Source organism: Arthrobacter sp. 05N33_2, assembly GCF_056397425.1.
In genome coordinates this window covers 1-16,229 of record NZ_JBFTNJ010000030.1, presented here as the reverse complement: position 1 = coordinate 16,229, position 16,229 = coordinate 1, and the positions used below count along the sequence as shown (strand labels likewise).

The 16,229-nt window shown below is 67.3% G+C and carries 13 protein-coding genes; 12 read left to right on the top strand and 1 reads right to left on the bottom strand.

The window, feature by feature from the left end:
- The first annotated feature begins 256 nt into the window (after nt 1-256).
- The 7 genes from mnmA to AC1DHX_RS12980 all read left to right on the top strand — a co-directional run bounded on the left by mnmA (nt 257) and on the right by AC1DHX_RS12980 (nt 8,915).
- Nucleotides 257-1,369 carry a tRNA 2-thiouridine(34) synthase MnmA gene (mnmA, locus tag AC1DHX_RS13010; RefSeq protein ID WP_476858888.1) on the top strand — a complete coding sequence of 371 codons (1,113 nt, stop codon included), beginning with the start codon at nt 257-259 and terminating at the stop codon, nt 1,367-1,369.
- A 318-nt stretch (nt 1,370-1,687) separates the two neighbouring features.
- Nucleotides 1,688-3,316 (top strand): ABC transporter substrate-binding protein, encoded by a 1,629-nt coding sequence (locus AC1DHX_RS13005; RefSeq protein ID WP_476900107.1) that lies wholly within the window; start codon nt 1,688-1,690, stop codon nt 3,314-3,316.
- A gap of 134 nt (nt 3,317-3,450) precedes the next feature.
- Nucleotides 3,451-4,542, top strand: coding sequence for an ABC transporter permease (locus AC1DHX_RS13000; RefSeq protein ID WP_476858887.1), 1,092 nt, complete (start codon nt 3,451-3,453; stop codon nt 4,540-4,542).
- A 2-nt stretch (nt 4,543-4,544) separates the two neighbouring features.
- Complete coding sequence (locus AC1DHX_RS12995) at nt 4,545-5,558, top strand: ABC transporter permease (RefSeq protein ID WP_476858886.1); 1,014 nt, start codon at nt 4,545-4,547, stop codon at nt 5,556-5,558.
- Nucleotides 5,555-7,258 carry an ABC transporter ATP-binding protein gene (locus AC1DHX_RS12990; RefSeq protein WP_476858885.1) on the top strand — a complete coding sequence of 568 codons (1,704 nt, stop codon included), beginning with the start codon at nt 5,555-5,557 and terminating at the stop codon, nt 7,256-7,258. The genes AC1DHX_RS12995 and AC1DHX_RS12990 overlap by 4 nt, the downstream gene beginning before the upstream one ends.
- Nucleotides 7,259-7,452: 194 nt before the next feature.
- Nucleotides 7,453-7,869: a chorismate mutase gene (locus AC1DHX_RS12985; RefSeq protein ID WP_230011813.1), complete on the top strand. Its 417-nt coding sequence runs from the start codon at nt 7,453-7,455 to the stop codon at nt 7,867-7,869.
- Between the two features lie 2 nt (nt 7,870-7,871).
- The gene (locus AC1DHX_RS12980) at nt 7,872-8,915 is read left to right on the top strand and encodes a uroporphyrinogen decarboxylase/cobalamine-independent methonine synthase family protein (RefSeq protein ID WP_476858884.1); all 1,044 of its coding nucleotides are present in this window, start codon (nt 7,872-7,874) and stop codon (nt 8,913-8,915) included.
- 75 nt (nt 8,916-8,990) lie between these two features.
- On the opposite strand, the gene AC1DHX_RS12975 is transcribed toward AC1DHX_RS12980, so the two are convergent.
- Entirely contained in the window at nt 8,991-9,713 is a 723-nt protein-coding gene (locus tag AC1DHX_RS12975; protein ID WP_476858883.1) for a DUF4166 domain-containing protein, read from the bottom strand.
- A 202-nt stretch (nt 9,714-9,915) separates the two neighbouring features.
- Between AC1DHX_RS12975 and mtrA the strand changes: the two genes are divergently transcribed.
- The 5 genes from mtrA to hpf all read left to right on the top strand — a co-directional run.
- Nucleotides 9,916-10,590 (top strand): MtrAB system response regulator MtrA, encoded by a 675-nt coding sequence (gene mtrA / locus AC1DHX_RS12970; protein WP_026538469.1) that lies wholly within the window; start codon nt 9,916-9,918, stop codon nt 10,588-10,590.
- A 205-nt stretch (nt 10,591-10,795) separates the two neighbouring features.
- Complete coding sequence (gene mtrB / locus AC1DHX_RS12965) at nt 10,796-12,718, top strand: MtrAB system histidine kinase MtrB (protein WP_476900106.1); 1,923 nt, start codon at nt 10,796-10,798, stop codon at nt 12,716-12,718.
- Complete coding sequence (locus AC1DHX_RS12960) at nt 12,715-14,433, top strand: LpqB family beta-propeller domain-containing protein (protein WP_476858881.1); 1,719 nt, start codon at nt 12,715-12,717, stop codon at nt 14,431-14,433. Before mtrB ends, AC1DHX_RS12960 begins: the two co-directional genes overlap by 4 nt.
- A gap of 175 nt (nt 14,434-14,608) precedes the next feature.
- Nucleotides 14,609-15,559: a ComF family protein gene (locus AC1DHX_RS12955; RefSeq protein WP_476900105.1), complete on the top strand. Its 951-nt coding sequence runs from the start codon at nt 14,609-14,611 to the stop codon at nt 15,557-15,559.
- A 171-nt stretch (nt 15,560-15,730) separates the two neighbouring features.
- The coding region (hpf, locus tag AC1DHX_RS12950; RefSeq protein ID WP_476900104.1) for a ribosome hibernation-promoting factor, HPF/YfiA family at nt 15,731-16,229 on the top strand (499 nt) is incomplete at its 3' end.

Genomic DNA, 16,229 nt, shown 5'->3' with positions numbered 1-16,229 from the left:
CTTCCGTTTTCTAAAACCGCTTGTCCTGACGCTAGAAGGGGGAGGCGGTCCCGTCAAGGCCTTTTGGGGAGGATTCGGCGTGGCGATAGAATGGCGGGGCAGGCATTGTGCTATTTCCGGGGGCCAGCAGTAGCACTGCGGTTCAACCCAGCAGTGAAAGCCCGGCAGTTGCCCAGCAGTAAAAGCCCAGCAGCACCGCAGCTGCGAACAGCAGCCCGGAGCCTGTGACCCCCCCCGAACCCTAGAGAAAGCCAGTATGCGAGTTCTTGCAGCCATGAGTGGCGGCGTCGATTCCGCCGTTGCCGCCGCCCGCGCCGTCGAGGCGGGGCACGACGTCGTCGGCGTCCACCTCGCGCTGTCCCGGATGCCGGGCACCCTGCGAACCGGCAGCCGCGGCTGCTGCACCATCGAGGACTCCCGCGACGCCTGGCGTGCGTGCGACATCCTCGGGATCCCGTACTACGTCTGGGACTTTTCCGAACGGTTCAAGGAAGATGTCGTCCAGGACTTCATCGATGAGTACGCCGCAGGCCGCACCCCCAATCCCTGCATGCGCTGCAACGAGCGGATCAAATTCGCCGCCCTGCTGGAGAAGGCCATCGCCCTGGGCTTCGATGCCGTATGCACCGGCCACTACGCGAAGGTCATCACGGACGCCGACGGCAACCCCGAACTGCACCGCGCTGCGGACTGGGCCAAGGACCAGAGCTACGTGCTGGGGGTGCTGACCCACGAACAGCTCAARCACTCSATGTTCCCGCTGGCCGAGACGCCGTCCAAGGCCGAGGTCCGCGCGGAGGCGGAGCGCCGCGGCCTCTCCGTGGCGAACAAGCCGGACAGCCACGACATCTGTTTCATTCCCGACGGCGACACCGCCGGCTGGCTCGCAGAGAAGATTGAAATGACCACGGGGGACATCGTGGACGAATCCGGCGCGAAGGTCGGCGAGCACCCGGGCGCCAACGCGTTCACCGTGGGCCAGCGCCGCGGGCTGAAGCTCGGCACCCCGGCCGCGGACGGCAAGCCGAGGTTCGTGCTGGAGATCCGGCCCAAGGAGAACAAGGTGGTGGTGGGCCCGGAGGCCCTGCTCGCCATTGACGAAATCCGAGGCATCAAGGTCTCCTGGGCGGGGCTGCCCATCGTCGAGGTGGCGACCGGAGAAGAGTTTGACTGCTACGCCCAGGTCCGCGCCCACGGCGACCCCGTCCCTGCCCGCGCGCATATGGCGGACGACGAGCTTGTGGTCACGCTCACCGAGCCGCTGCGCGGCGTGGCCCCCGGCCAGACGGTGGTGCTCTACCAGGGCAGCCGCGTGCTCGGCCAGGCCACTATCGATGCCGCGCGCTCGCTTCAGCGGGCCGCGCTCTAGCTGCCCGCCCCACCGACTCCAGCGAAGGGTCCCGCCAGTTGGCGGGGCCCTTCGTCGTCTGTACCCTCCGTCGTCGTCAGACTACCCGGCCGTCCACGGCGCCCGGATGCGCAGGACCCTGCCGAAGATCCGGGCGGAATCCTGCAGAAAATGAGAGAAACCTTCGAATCGTGTAAATTTTGTGTCTCAACTCACAAAATGCAACGTTTCACCGAATGATCGTCTGGTTGAATCTAGGAATCAGCAAAGCGTGCCGCCCGACGAGTCAGTCGTTTCACTTCGGGCTGCGCTAGAACGCATCGAACAGAAAGTTCACAGATGGCAATGAACAAAAAGGCCTGGCACAGCGTCATCGCGCTGGCCGGGGTTTCCGCCTTTGCACTGACGGCCTGCACAGGGCCGACCGGGGGCGCTGGCGGGTCATCAGCCGCAGCTAGCGGTCCGATCGCCTACGGCACCACGGACAAGGTCACTGCCTTGGATCCGGCGGGCGCGTATGACAACGGTTCGTTCATGGTGATGAACCAGATCTACTCCTTCCTCCTCAACTCGAAGCCCGGCAGCGCAGATCCCGTGCCGGACCTGGCCGAGTCCGCGTCCTTCACCTCGCCGAACGAGTACACGGTCAAGCTCAAGCCGGGCCTCAAGTGGGCCAACGGCCACACGCTCGACTCCAAGGACGTCAAGTTCTCCTTCGACCGGCAGACCAAGATCAACGATCCTGCCGGTCCCGCAAGCCTGCTGACCAACATCGAAAGCATCACCGCCCCAGATGCCAACACCGTGGTCTTCAAGCTGAAGCAGGCGAACGACCAGACCTTCGCCCAGATCCTCAGCAGCCCCGCCGCGCCGATCGTAGACGATGAAGTCTTCCCGGCCGACAAACTGCTTGACGACGACTCGATCGTCAAGGCCAAGGCGTTCTACGGCCAGTACGTGATCGACACGTACAAGAAGAACGAGCTGGTCAGCTTCAAGGCATTCCCGGACTACCAGGGGGTCCTCGGCAAGCCGGCCAACGACGCCGCCACGATCAAGTACTACGCCGACCCCACCAACATGAAGCTGGACATCCAGCAGGGGAACATCGACGTCGCGAACCGCAGCCTGAGCGCCACCGACGTCGATGACCTCAAGAAGGACTCCAAGGTCAAGGTCAACGTTGGCCCCGGCGGCGAAATCCGCTACATCACGTTCAACTTCGACACGATGCCGTTCGGTGCCAAGGCTGCCGACGCCGATCCGGCCAAGGCGCTCGCCGTCCGCCAGGCCATCGCGAACCTCGTTGACCGCCAGTCCATCGCGGACCAGGTCTACAAGGGCACCTACCTGCCGCTGTACTCCAACGTTCCCAACGGCTTCCTGGGCGCCAACGAATCGTTCAAGGACGCCTACGGCGACGCCGGCAAGCCGAGCCTGGACAAGGCCAAGAAGGTCCTCGCCGACGCCGGTGTGACGACCCCCGTCTCGATGAACCTTCAGTACAACCCGGACCACTACGGCAAGTCCTCCGGCGATGAGTACGCCATGATCAAGGACCAGCTGGAGAAGTCCGGTTTGTTCAAGGTCAACCTGCAGTCCACGGAATGGGTCACCTACAGCAAGGCCAGCCGCGCCGACGAATACCCGCTGTTCCAGTTTGGCTGGTTCCCCGACTTCAGTGACGCCGACAACTACCTGACCCCGTTCTTCCCGGAGGGCGGCTTCCTGAAGAACCACTACAACAACCCCACCGTCAACGACCTGATCAGCAAGCAGCTCACCACCGTCGATAAGACTGAACGCGAGTCCACGATCAAGGATGCGCAGAATGCCCTCGCCAAGGACATCTCCACGCTTCCGTTGCTCCAGGGCGCGCAGGTTGCCATTTCCGGCAGMGGTGTCAAGGGTGTCGATTCCACCCTCGATGCCTCCTTCAAGTTCCGTTTGGGAACTCTTTCCAAGTAAGGCTGCAGCCCTGCTGTCCTGACCAGCCTGCGAGGCGGGGCGCCCTCGAGGCGCCCCGCCTTTGCTGGTCATTGCCGCATCCTGCAGTTCACGCCGGCCCGCCCAAGGCCGCGACAGCACAATCTTAGGTACCAATGACAACATTGACTGAGGCGCCGCTAAACGACGCCGACGGACTTCTTCCGTCCAAGAAAAAATCCTCGGGTGGGGGCTTGGGGACCTACATCCTGATCCGGTTCTTCCTGATCATTCCGACCATTTTCATTCTGGTGACTTTGGTCTTCTTCCTGATGCGGGTCATCGGCGACCCCATCACTGCAGCCCAGGGCGGCAGGCTTCCGCCGGAGGCGCTCGCGCAGCGCATCCACGACGCCGGCTACGACCGCCCGATCCTCGTGCAGTACCTCGAATACGTTGGCCAGGTGGCGACCGGCAACTTCGGCACCACCATCACCGACCGCCGCCCTGTGGTCGAAATGATCATCACGTTTGGCACGGCAACCCTGGAACTGGCCATCAATGCCCTCATCGTGGCGCTGGTGGTCGGCATCCCGCTCGGCCTGATCGCCGCCTACCGGCGCGACAAGGCCCCGGACGCATTCCTGCGGTTCTTCGCCATCCTCTGCTACGCGACCCCGGTGTTCTTCGCCGGCCTGCTGATGAAGCTGGCCTTCTCCGTCTGGCTGGGCTGGCTGCCCGTCGCAGGACGGGCCTCCACCAGGACCGAGCTGGCCATGGGAAGCCTGGCCGCACCGACCGGGATCTACTGGCTGGATGCCTTGCGCAGCGGCAACATGGCCGCGTTCGGCGATGTCGCGGCCCATTCAGTCCTCCCCGCACTCACCCTGGGGCTTTTGACGGCAGGGGTCTTCCTGCGGCTGGTCCGCACCAACGTCATCGGCACGCTCGGCAAGGATTACGTGGAGGCCGGCAGGTCCCGTGGCGTCAGTAATTACCGGCTCGTGACCAAGCATGCCTACAAGCCTGCCCTCATCCCGATCATCACTGTCATGGGGCTCCAGATTGCCCTCCTGCTCGGCGGCGCCGTCCTCACGGAGTCCACCTTCGAGTGGAAGGGCCTCGGCTACCAGCTGGTGCAATACCTGAACGCCCGCGACTTCGTCGCCGTCCAGGGAATCGTCGTGATGCTGGCGGTCATCGTTGCCGTCACGAACTTCATCGTGGACGTCGTCGCAGCCCTGATCGACCCGCGAGTGAGGTACTAGCCATGAATGCAACCAAAGTAAGTGGGCGCAAGCAGCCCCTCATCTACCGGCTGCCGGTGATCTCGCATTTCCGCTCGAGCGTCGGGCTGCAACGCGGCATGCTCGTCACGGGCATGGTGCTGGCCGCCGTCTTCCTGCTCGTCGCCGTGTTTGCGCCGTGGATCGCGCCCTACGGGTTTGCCCAGCTCAGCGACGCCGCCGGTCCCTTCCCGACACAGCAGCCCCCCAGCCCGGCCCACATCTGGGGCACCACGGTTGGTGGCTATGACGTCTATTCCCGGGTGCTCTGGGGTGCCCAGACGGCCGCCGTGGTGATCATCGTGGCCGTCGCGATGTCGATCTTCCTCGGCGTAGCCCTCGGCCTCGTCAGCGGCTACTTCGGCGGCTGGCTGGACCGGGTGTTCGTGGTGATCGCCGATGCGATCTACGCTTTCCCGTCACTGCTCCTGGCCATCGTGATGTCAATCGTCATCAGCCACGGGCAGTCCAGTTTCTGGGGAGGCATTGTTGCCTGCTCCATCTCCATCTCGGTGGTGTTCGTCCCGCAGTACTTCCGGGTCATCCGTGCCGAGACCATCCGGCTGAAGGCGGAGCCGTACGTCGAATCGGCCAAGGTGGTGGGTGCCTCCAGTATCCGCATCATGGGCCGGCACATCTTCAAGAACGCAACCCGCACGCTGCCGCTGATTTTCACGCTGAACGCGTCCGAGGCCATCCTGACCCTGGCGGGCCTTGGCTTCCTGGGGTTCGGCATCGAGCCGACCTCCGCCGCCGAGTGGGGCTATGACCTGAACAAGGCCATTGCAGATGCCTCCTCGGGCATCTGGTGGACCGGTGTCTACCCCGGTACGGCGATCGTCCTGACCGTGCTTGGGCTGACCCTCGTCGGTGAGAGCATCAACGACCTCAACGATCCCCGCCTGCGGGGCCGCAAGAAGGCTGTGGCAGGCAAGGGCGGACCCGACTTTACCGCCGGCACCCAGGCTGCACTCGAAGCAGAATCGAGAGTTCTATGACCACCAACATCGACAAGCCCGGCGCAGGCGCAGGCCCGGTCCTTGACATCGACCGGCTCAAAGTCACYTTCGCCACCGACGCCGGGGATGTGTATGCCGTCAAGGACGTGAGCCTCCAGGTCAACCCCGGCGAAGTGGTCGCCATTGTTGGCGAGTCGGGATCCGGCAAGACCGTGACGGCCAAGACCATCCTGGGATTGCTGCCGGAGACGGCCATCAGCCAAGGCGCCGTCCTGATCAACGGCAACAACGTCATCAGCGTCAGCGAAGCCAAGCTGCGGGAGATCCGGGGCCGCGACGTGGCCATGGTGTTCCAGGAGCCATCCACCGCCCTCAACCCGGTCTTCACCGTGGGGTGGCAGATTGCCGAGGGCATCCGTGCGCACGCCGGCAGCGGCGGCCGCAGCAAGGTCTCGGCCAAGGAGGCCAAGGCGCGGGCAATTGACGCCCTCCGCAAAGTTGGCATCCCGGACCCGGAAACTCGGGTCAACTACTATCCGCACCAGTTCTCGGGCGGCCAGAAACAGCGCGTCGTGATTGCCGCCGCGCTGGCCCTGAACCCTGGCCTCATTGTGGCCGACGAGCCCACGACCGCCCTGGATGTCACCGTGCAGGCCGAGATCCTTGAACTGCTGCGGGATCTGCGCGACAACTACGGGACCTCCATCGTGCTGATTACGCACAACATGGGCGTCGTCGCCGACCTCGCCGACCGCGTCGTGGTCATGTACCAGGGCGACGTCGTGGAGGAGGCATCCTCACGGGTGCTGTTCGCCGAGCCCAGGGAGGACTACACCAAGAAGCTCCTCGCCGCCGTCCCGCACCTGGGCCGCAACTCCGCCTCGGAGGGCATGGTCGAACGCGCCCACCAGGGCGGCAAGGTGCTGGTCGAGGCAAAGAACCTGACCATCGAGTATCCGGGGCGGCTCGGCAGCCCGGCGTTCAAGGCCGTCGACGGCGTCAGCTTCACCGTGTCCGAAGGCGAAGTCTTCGGCCTCGTGGGGGAGTCCGGCTCGGGCAAAACCACCATCGGCCGGGCGATCGCCGGCCTGAACCGGACCACGGGCGGCAGCCTGAATGTGCTGGACTACGAGATGCTGAACTTCAAGGAGCGCACCTTCAAGCCGCTCCGCAAGGAGATCGGCTTCGTTTTCCAGGACCCGGCGGCCTCGTTCAACCCGCAGCTGACCATCGGCGATTGCGTGGCGGAACCGCTGATCATCCACTCCAACCCGACAGCGGCCGAGGCACGCAAGAAGGTCGGGGAGCTGCTCGAATCCGTGCAGCTGCCGGCGTCGTACGCTGACCGGTTCCCGCACGAACTCTCCGGCGGGCAGCGCCAGCGCGCCTCCCTGGCGCGGGCGCTCATCCTGAACCCGAAGCTGCTCATCGCCGATGAGCCGACGTCGGCTCTGGACGTGTCCGTGCAGGCCGTTGTGCTGGAGCTGTTCAAGGAGATCCAGCAGGAGTTCGGCTTCGCGTGCCTGTTCATCAGCCACGACCTCGCCGTGGTGGACATGCTCGCCCACTGGGTCGGCGTGCTCTACAAGGGCAAGATGGTGGAGCAGGGCCTCGGCAACCAGGTGATGGGCAACCCGCAGCACGACTACACGAAGAAACTCATCGCCTCCCTGCCTGTTCCGGACCCCGACGAACAGGCCAGGCGCCGCGAGGCGTTCAAGGCCGTGCTCCACAGCTAACTGCCGGAACCGGGCACCTGCCCGATCCGGCGCGGCCCGATCCTGCGCCGGCGAGGGCTCCGGCAGGGCCACAGCCAAGGGGCATGCCCACCGTTCGCCACGAACGGTGGGCATGCCCCTTGGTGTCTCCGCGGGCGCCTGCAACGGTGCTTAACAGCGGGAGGCATTGGCCGCGGAACCCCTAGACTGGGTCAATGACCGAGCAGAACCCCACTCTTCCCGAAACCGATTCCTACGACCCGGCGGCAAGCTCCCTGGCCGGTTCCGTGGATCCCGCGGTCATGGCGGAGCTGCTGTCGATCCGCTCCAGCATAGACAACATCGATGCCACCCTCGTCTTCCTCCTCGCCGAACGCTTCAAAGCCACCCAGAAGGTCGGCTTCCTCAAGGCCGCGCACCAACTTCCCGCCGGGGACCCGGGCCGTGAAACGGCGCAGATCGCCCGGCTGCGGCACCTCGCCGCCGAAGCCCACCTGGACCCGGCCTTCGCGGAGAAATTCCTGAACTTCATCATCGGCGAGGTCATCCGCCACCACGAGGCCATCGCCGAGGACCACCAGGCCGCCCAGGCCTCCGGCTCCGCGGACGCCGCCCGCGCCGCAGACGCCTAGCCATGGCAGCACCAGACGCGCCCGCACCGGGCCAGGTGACCGCGACCGCCCTTGGCCCCTGGCCGGGCGAGGACCCGGCCGAGGCCGCCCGCATCATCCGCGGTGAACTGGGCAGCCCGCACCTGCCGTTCCTCGCCGAGCTTCCCGATCGCGGCGTCGGCTCCGATGCCCTGGGCCGGACCGCCTCTTTGCTCGTCGAACTAGCCGTCGACGTCCAGCCGCATGGATGGCGGTTCGTGGACCGGCCCGGCAAGGACCTGCAGCGGGCCAAGTCGGCCCTGTCCACCGACATCAACATCCTGGCGGACGTGATCGGCGTCGAGGAAGTGCCGTCGGACGATATCAAGATCCAGCTGCGCGGGCCGCTCAGCCTTGCCGCCGGGCTGCACCTGCACAACGGCGAGCGGGCCCTGATCGACTACGGTGCCCGCCGGGACATCGCGGATTCGCTCGCAGCGGGCGTGGAAGGCTACCTCAAGCGGGTGGCGGCGGCTGCCCCCGGTGCCCGGATCGTCGTCCAGATCGATGAACCTGAAATTGCGTCGGTGCTGGCCGGCACCATTCCCACCGCCAGCGGTTACCGGACCCTGCGTTCGGTGCCGGGCCGGGAAGTGACCGAGTCCTGGCAATTGGTGATCGACGCGCTCCGGGCCGCGGGCGCCGTCGAGACCGTTGTGGCCGTCTCCGAGGTCGAGGCGCCGTTCGAGCGGATCCTGGCGGCAGGCGCGGATGGAATCGCCGTGCCGCTTCGGGCCCTGACCTCGCGCCAGTGGGAACAACTCGCGGGCGCGGTGGAGGCCGGCAAGCGGCTCTGGGCTGGCGCGCTGGACGTGGCTGATCCTGCCGCGTCACTGCCAAGGGTCCGCGACGTCGTGGAAAACGTATGGCGCCCATGGCGGCAGCTGGGTCTGCCGGCGTCCACGCTGGGGGCGCTCCGGGTCACGCCGTCCGAGGGCTTGGAGCGGCACTCACCCGCCGCTGCAGGGGCGGCCCTGACCCGGCTGACCCAGGTGGCGGACGGGCTCAACCAGCTCGCCCTCGGCTAGCGCGGCACCTTCGGCCGCCGGCGGCCCGGGCGCAACCGTGCCCGCGGTGCCTCCGCTGTGCCCTGCTGGCCCCGGTCAGACCCTGCTTTCCCAGGCGTCCGGTCGGGCGTGCCCTGGCAGGTAGCCCGGCGCCGCAATACCGCCGGGGTAGGGCTCGAGCCGGTAGTCGAAATGGCCGGCGTAGACCAGCACCAGCCCGAGCTGGGGCTGGATCACCTTGACCTGGATCCGGTGCCTGCCGCCGTCCTGCGGCTCCCACCACTGCTCGGCGTAGGCCTTGGCGTCGAGGGCCGCCGGCAGCGGAATCCGGAGCGGTCCCACGAACAGCCGCGACGCCTCGGACACGCCGCGCAGCCGGCCCTCCGGCGTGACGCTGAGATTGAGGTCGGTGACGAGCCGCCGGTACCGGCCCACGTAGTCCACGAGCCCGGGCCCGAGCCCGCCGTTATCGCGCCCGCCGTCATCAAAGCTGGTCGTGTCCTGGAACAGCCGGGTGGTGCCCGGGAAGAAGATTTCCCGGCGGGCCGTCAGGCTGGACCTGCCGAACGGGTCCAGGTGGGCGTGGTTCTCGATCCGGAAGCGGACGCCCTCGCCGTACTCGGGGAAGAAGGCCTGCTCGCCGGTGGTGAGCCGCAGCAGGGGACGCAGCCAGGCCTGCCGGCAGCCGACGACGTCGAACACCCCCTCGCCGACGCCGTAGTGGCCGGATCCCGGTGCCAAAGCAAAGTATTCTTGAAGCTCCGGCTGTAGTCGGGCAAAGTCGCTGCCCAGGGCTCGCTGGTAGATCGGGGTGTTCACGGGTTCCTCCTGCGGTCCGGGCCGGTTCACTGGGCCTTTCCACAGCATGCAGGACAACGCGGCAATTGTCACAGCGTCCCGTGCATCGGCGCGGTTCCGGGCCGGTTCCGGCGGGGTTCCGGCGGCCGTGGCAGGCCCGGTTGCACCATGCCGGCGGGCCGCCCGATACGACAAAGCCAATTCAATGGGGGAATATATAACTATGAAGGCACGCATTCTGGTAGTGGATGATGACGAGGCTCTGGCCGAGATGATCGGTATTGTGCTGCGCAATGACGGCTTCGAACCCGTCTTCTGCGCGGACGGCGCGCAGGCGCTGGACGTGTTCCGCTCCTCCAAGCCGGACCTCGTCCTGCTCGACCTCATGCTGCCGGGGATGGACGGCATTGAAGTCTGCCGCCAGGTCCGTGCCGAGTCCGACGTCCCGATCGTGATGCTCACGGCCAAGGCGGATACCTCGGATGTGGTCCGCGGCCTCGAGTCCGGTGCCGATGACTATGTGCCCAAGCCGTTCAAACCCGCCGAGCTCGTCGCCCGGGTCCGGGCCAGGCTCCGCCCGGGTGACCAGAAGGCACCGGAAACCCTGCGGATCGCCGATGTCACGATCGACGTGGCCGGCCACCTGGTCAGCCGCGGCAACGACCGGATCTCCTTGACGCCGCTGGAATTCGACCTCCTCGTCGCCCTGGCCCGCAAGCCGTGGCAGGTGTTCACGCGCGAACTGCTCCTGGAGCAGGTCTGGGGCTACCGGCACGCCGCCGACACCCGGCTGGTCAATGTCCATGTCCAGCGGTTGAGGTCCAAGATCGAACGCGACCCGGAAGCCCCCGAAGTTGTATTGACGGTCCGTGGTGTCGGCTATAAAGCAGGTTCCTGAGCCTGCGGACCGCAGTGTCCGGCAGTCCATAGCAACGGATACGGCGGCGCCGGCCGAGTCGTCCGCGCCGCCGTCGGCCGAGTCGTCCGCGCCGCCGTCGGCCGAGTTATCCGCGCCGCCGTCGGCCGAGTCGTCCGCGCCGCCGTCGGCCGAGTTATCCGCGCCGCCGGCAGAGTCATCGGCGGCCTCATCGCCGGAGACGTCCATGCCCCGCGCGCCCGAAACGCCCCGCGGCGGCCCGGGCCCGTGGCGGCGTCTGGCCTTCCGGACCCGCTTGTGGGCCAAACGCGCGAGGATCGTTGGCGTCCGGGTCGCGCGGCTGGTCCGCACCGGGATGCAGCGCCTGTGGCCCGGCATCCTGTACCTGCTCCGGGCGGTACAGCGGAAGTGGCGGCGTTCGCTGCAGTTCCGGACGGTCCTGACCACGCTGATGCTGGCCATGGGCTCGTTCGCGGTGGTGGGCGCCTACCTGTCCAACCAGATCGCCAACAACCTGTTCCAGGAACGGCTCGCCCAGGCCGAATCGGAGACGCGGTACAACGTCAAGCAGGTCCAGGACACGTTCGACGGCGCCCAGGTCACCGACCAGTCCAGCGTCATCACCCTGGTCTATGACACCCTGAACGCGGTCGAAGGCCGCGGATCCGTGATCCAGCGGCGCTACGTCTTCGAGGCCATGCCGGAGCAGACCAAGCCGCGCAACCGTTGGGTTGAATCCCGGGCCTCGGACCAACTCACCATCGGCGTCATCCCCCCGGACCTGCGCAAGGCTGTGCAGGACTCGGGCAAGGACCAGTACTGGGCGTCCACCCAGTTCCCGGTAGGGACCGAAGACCGGCCCGGCATCGCCGTCGGCAACAAGGTGACGTTCAACGGCACCGTCTACGAGCTCTACCTCATCTATGACCTCAACACGGCGCAGAAGACCCTCGACGAGATCCAGAATGTCCTGCTGGCCGGCGGCGCGCTGCTGGTGCTCATGATCGGCGGCGTCGCCTGGTATGTGACCCGCAACGTGGTCAGCCCGGTCAGCCATGCCGCCGTCGTCTCCGAGAAGCTCGCCGCCGGCCAGCTGCAGGAGCGCATGGTGGTCAAAGGCGAGGACGAGGTTGCCCGCCTGGGCGCCTCGTTCAACCACATGGCCGCAAGCCTCCAGGAGCAAATCACCCAGCTGGCCACGCTGTCCCAGATGCAGCAGCGGTTCGTCTCCGATGTCTCCCACGAGCTCCGCACCCCGCTCACCACGGTGCGCATGGCCGCCGAAGTCCTTTATGACGCCCGCGAGGACTTCGACCCCATCAACAAGCGCTCCGCGGAGCTGCTCTACAACCAGGTGGAACGCTTCCAGTCGCTCCTGGCGGACCTGCTGGAAATCTCCCGCTTTGACGCCGGCGCCGMCACCCTGGACGCCGAGCCCACCGACATCGTCCAGCTTGTCGCGCATGTCATCGAGGGGGTGGCGCCCGTCGCGGCCGAATACGGGTCCGCCGTCACCCTCAACGCCCCGGCCGGCAGCGTCATTGTCGACATGGACGACCGCAGGATCGACCGGATCCTGCGCAACCTGATCCTGAACGCCCTCGAACACGGCGAGGGCCGGCCGGTCAACGTTTCCGTGGCCGCCAGCGGCACCGCCGTGGCCGTGGCCGTACGGGATCACGGAATCGGCATGACCCCGGCTGAGGCGGCGCGCGTCTTCGACCGCTTCTGGCGCGCCGATCCGGCCCGGGCCCGCACCACGGGCGGCAGCGGGCTGGGACTGTCCATTGCCGCCGAGGACACCAAGCTCCACGACGGCTGGCTGCAGGCCTGGGGGAGCAAGGGAGAAGGGTCGAACTTCCGCCTGACCCTTCCCCTGCGCCGCGACGAGCCGATCACCAGGTCCCCGCTCCAGCTCGAACCGGTCAACGTCGGGCTCCCCGAGGCAGGCCGCCAGCGCACCGTGGTGTTGCTGGACCCGCTCCGGACCGCGGGCCGCGGGACCGGTGTTGAGGGTTCCGCGGACGGATTCGCAGACGGCTTCGATGACGACTTTTCTGACGACGGCGGCAGCGGTGCCGCCGGCGGGGCCATCCCGGACGGCGGCCCGGCCGGCCCCCGGGGGACCGGGACGGAGGGCAAGGCATGAGTGGGGTTTCGGGCAGGTTTACCCGCGTGGGGGCTGCGCTGCTGGCGCTCATCCTGCTTCTGTTGACCTCGTGCGCCCAGATTCCGCGCTCGGGGCCGGTGGGCAAGAGCACGGACGAGAGTGCGGGAAACCCTAACGCCCCGGTCTTCTTTCCGGCCGCGCCGCGTCCCGGCGCCGGACCCGAAGCGGTGATCGAAGACTTCTACCTCGCCGGCAGCGGCTACGAGGACGACTACGCCGTGGCCCGGCAGTACCTCACCCAGGGTTCGTCGGTGACGTGGAAGCCGGACCAGCGGGCGCTCGTGTTCCGCAAGGCCACGGTGGTGGCCACCGGCGTCGAAAATGTCTTCAACTACCAGCTCGACCTCGCCTATTCGGTGGACGCCGACGGCGTGGCCACGCAGCTTCCCGAGGGCACCACCGAAAACATACCCGTCACCGTGACCCAGGTGGACGGCGAATGGCGAATCTCCGATCTTCCTGACGGCACGGCCATTCCGGAAGAAACCTTCAAGGTCATTTACGGCGCGTTCCCGATCTACTTCTACGACCCCACGTTCACCTACGCAGTGCCCGACGTCCGGTGGTTCATCCGCAAGAAGACCGTCAAAGCCATGACGAGCGCGCTCCTGGGCGGACCCGCCCCCTACCTCAAGGGCGCCGTCGTCAGCGCGTTCCCTTCAGGCATCAAGCTGGCCCGCGAATCAGTGCCCGTCGTATCCGGCGCCGCGCAGGTGGATCTCACCGCCAAGGACCTGGTCGAGGCCTCCAACGAGGACCGGCTGCGGATGCAGACGCAGCTTGCCCTGACGTTCCGCAGCCAGCCGGATGTGATCAACGTTGAGCTCCGGGCCAACCAGGACCTGGTGCGCGTCGAGGACAACGGCACGGTCCTGCCTCCGGTCCAGGACGAAAGCGTCCCCGCTTACCAGATCGCCGTCAGCAACAATGACCTGGTCCGGTACGAAAACAACAGGATTTCACCGCTCCCGGACGTCCGGTCCGTCGCAGCCCTCTCACCCCGGGCGCCTGCGGAGTCCACCGAGTCGCAGGCGGCCGCGTTCCTCAACGCCGCCCGCACCACGCTGTACTCGATCGTTCCGGGCCAGCCCGCCAGGGCCCTGACCACGCGGGCCGCGCTGTCCCGGCCTTCGTTCGGCCGCTATGACTGGGTCTGGACTGCCGGGCCGGGTGCCGGCGGCGCCACCGAGGTGGTGGCCTACCGGCCGGTCGGTGTGGCGGAGAACGCCAGCGTACCCACCGTGACCCTGTCGCCGGGATGGCTCGCGGGCCGGACGGTGAAGGAGTTCCGGATTTCCCGGGACGGCACGCGGGCCCTCGTCATTTCGCAGCAGAACGGCAAGAGCAAGGTCCAGATCACCGGGATCATCCGGAACGCGGACGGCACCCCGAGGGACCTGACCGTGCCCCTGACCCTCCTGACCCCCCGGGACCCGGACCAAGGGGTCTGGGTGGATGACACCACAGTCGCGGTCATGAAGGCCTCCGCCAGCGATGCCGTCACCCCCGAGCTGTTGTCGCTGACCTCGGCACAGCCGCAGCAGCTGGCGCCGTGGCCCGGGCTGACCGCCCTCAGCGCGGGCAACGGACCGGCCGAGATCTACGGCCAGTCCGCGGAAGGGATCTTCCAGCGGCTGGGCAACGGCTGGTCACCGCAGCTCAAGGGCCCCATCGACCCCTCGTTCCCCGGCTGACCGGCGCCCCCTCGTTCCCGGCTGACCGAGGCCCCCTCGGACGACGGCGACGACGACGGCGGTGCCGCCGTCACCCGGATCCGGTGAAGGTTCCGCGAAGGTTCCGGCCGGGGTGTTGTCCACATAGCGGCCCGCCGGGCTACTGCGGGGGGCGCACCCGGTCCAGGATCGGAGGATGGGCAGCCACACCACCCGGGTCCCGGCAGCGGACCCTGATCTTGCCCCGGCCGCGGCCAGGGCGGCTCGACACCGCGGGAGCTACGCGTGGCCGCTGGCGAGGCTGGGCGACCGGACAGCCGAAGCGGCGGCTGAGGTGCTCGCCCTGGCCATTCCAGTGGACTGCGTCTGCTGCGGGGCGGAGGACTCGGCACTCTGCGGCGCGTGCTCCCGTAAGCTGCGCCTGCTGACGCTCCGGCCGTTCCGGGCGGAGGCCCAGGCTCCGGCCCTGATGGACATGGGCGGCTCCGTGCTGCTGCCCGTGGTGGCGGCCGGGCCATACCGGGCCGAGCTGGCGCAGTGCCTGCTGTCCTTCAAAAGCCACGGGCAGGCCCGGCTGGGCGCCGAGCTGGCCCGGGGACTGGCGCGCGCCCTCCACGCCGCGTCCGGGCCCGGGCAGGGACTCGTCCTCGTCCCCGTGCCCACGAGTGCCGCCGCTTACCGCAGGCGGGGCTTCAGCCCCGTCCATATCCTGCTCCGCCGGCTCGTCCGCGGGGACGAAATCCCAGGGTTCACCGTCGCGGACGCGCTGCGGAAATCCGTGCCGCCCGCGCGGAACACGAAACCGCCGGCTTTGCCCCTGTGGGGCCGGTTGCGGGACGGCCCCACAGGGGCCGGCTCCCTGTCCGGCGGACAGAAGGGATTGGGCCGGGGTGAGCGCGCCCGGCGCGTGCGCGGATCCATGCGGRCCAGGTCCGGTCCGTGGCCTGCGCGAGTCGAAGGACGTGTCTGCATCATCGTCGATGACGTGCTGACCACCGGCGCCACCCTGGCGGAGGCGGCCCGTGCGCTCCGGGCCGCGGGGGCCATTGTCAGCGGCGCCGTCGTGCTGGCCGCGACACGCCCGCCGGCCGCCGCCGATGTCGGCGCCGCCATCCCCGCGGCGGCGCGGATGATCGGTGGGAGCTAAAAAAATAAACCGTAAAAGGATGAATAACAGGTGTCTATGAACTAACGTCGAAGATGGGTACCAAGAACAGATGTACCTGTCGATAGCGGCTCGGAAAGGGGCTCGACTGTCAGTCAGATCGGCCCCCGGGAAGTACCGCCGTCGTGTCACCGAAGTCATTTGGAGGGCACCATGGAGTTCATGATCAGCGGACGCAACTTGACGGTCTCAGACCGGTTCCGCGAATATGCCGACGACAAGATCTCAAAGATCGCGTCGTTGGGAGACAAGGTCCAGAGGGTAGACGCGAAGGTCACCAAAGAGACCAAAGCCCGCCAGACCGCCGAATCGCTCACGGTTGAGCTGACAGTCCTGGGACGCGGCCCAGTAATCCGCGCAGAAGCGAGTGCCGCCGACAAGTTCGCTGCGTTCGATCTCGCTTACAACAAGCTTCTTGAACGCCTGCGCAGGGCCAGGGACCGCAGAAAGGTCCACCACGGCCGGCATACCCCGAAGTCCGTCACCGAGGCGACGGCAGCCCTGGAGCCGGCCAGCCCCAGCGAACCCCCCTATGTGGAGGCGGCGCAGCAGCAGGAGACCCAGGCGATGGCGGCAGAGAAGTCGCCGTATGAGGTCGAGAACGATATTCCGGCCGGCGACTCGCCTGTACCGGCCGGCGACTCGCCTGTAC

What these genes read in the sequence shown, in the direction of transcription:
- AC1DHX_RS12995 (WP_476858886.1), top strand. Translation starts at nt 4,545, where the DNA reads ATGAATGCAACCAAAGTAAGTGGGCGCAAGCAGCCCCTCATCTACCGG.
- AC1DHX_RS12960 (WP_476858881.1), top strand. Translation starts at nt 12,715, where the DNA reads ATGAGTGGGGTTTCGGGCAGGTTTACCCGCGTGGGGGCTGCGCTGCTG.
- AC1DHX_RS12980 (WP_476858884.1), top strand. Translation starts at nt 7,872, where the DNA reads ATGGCAGCACCAGACGCGCCCGCACCGGGCCAGGTGACCGCGACCGCC.
- mtrA (WP_026538469.1), top strand. Translation starts at nt 9,916, where the DNA reads ATGAAGGCACGCATTCTGGTAGTGGATGATGACGAGGCTCTGGCCGAG.
- AC1DHX_RS12985 (WP_230011813.1), top strand. Translation starts at nt 7,453, where the DNA reads ATGACCGAGCAGAACCCCACTCTTCCCGAAACCGATTCCTACGACCCG.
- AC1DHX_RS13000 (WP_476858887.1), top strand. Translation starts at nt 3,451, where the DNA reads ATGACAACATTGACTGAGGCGCCGCTAAACGACGCCGACGGACTTCTT.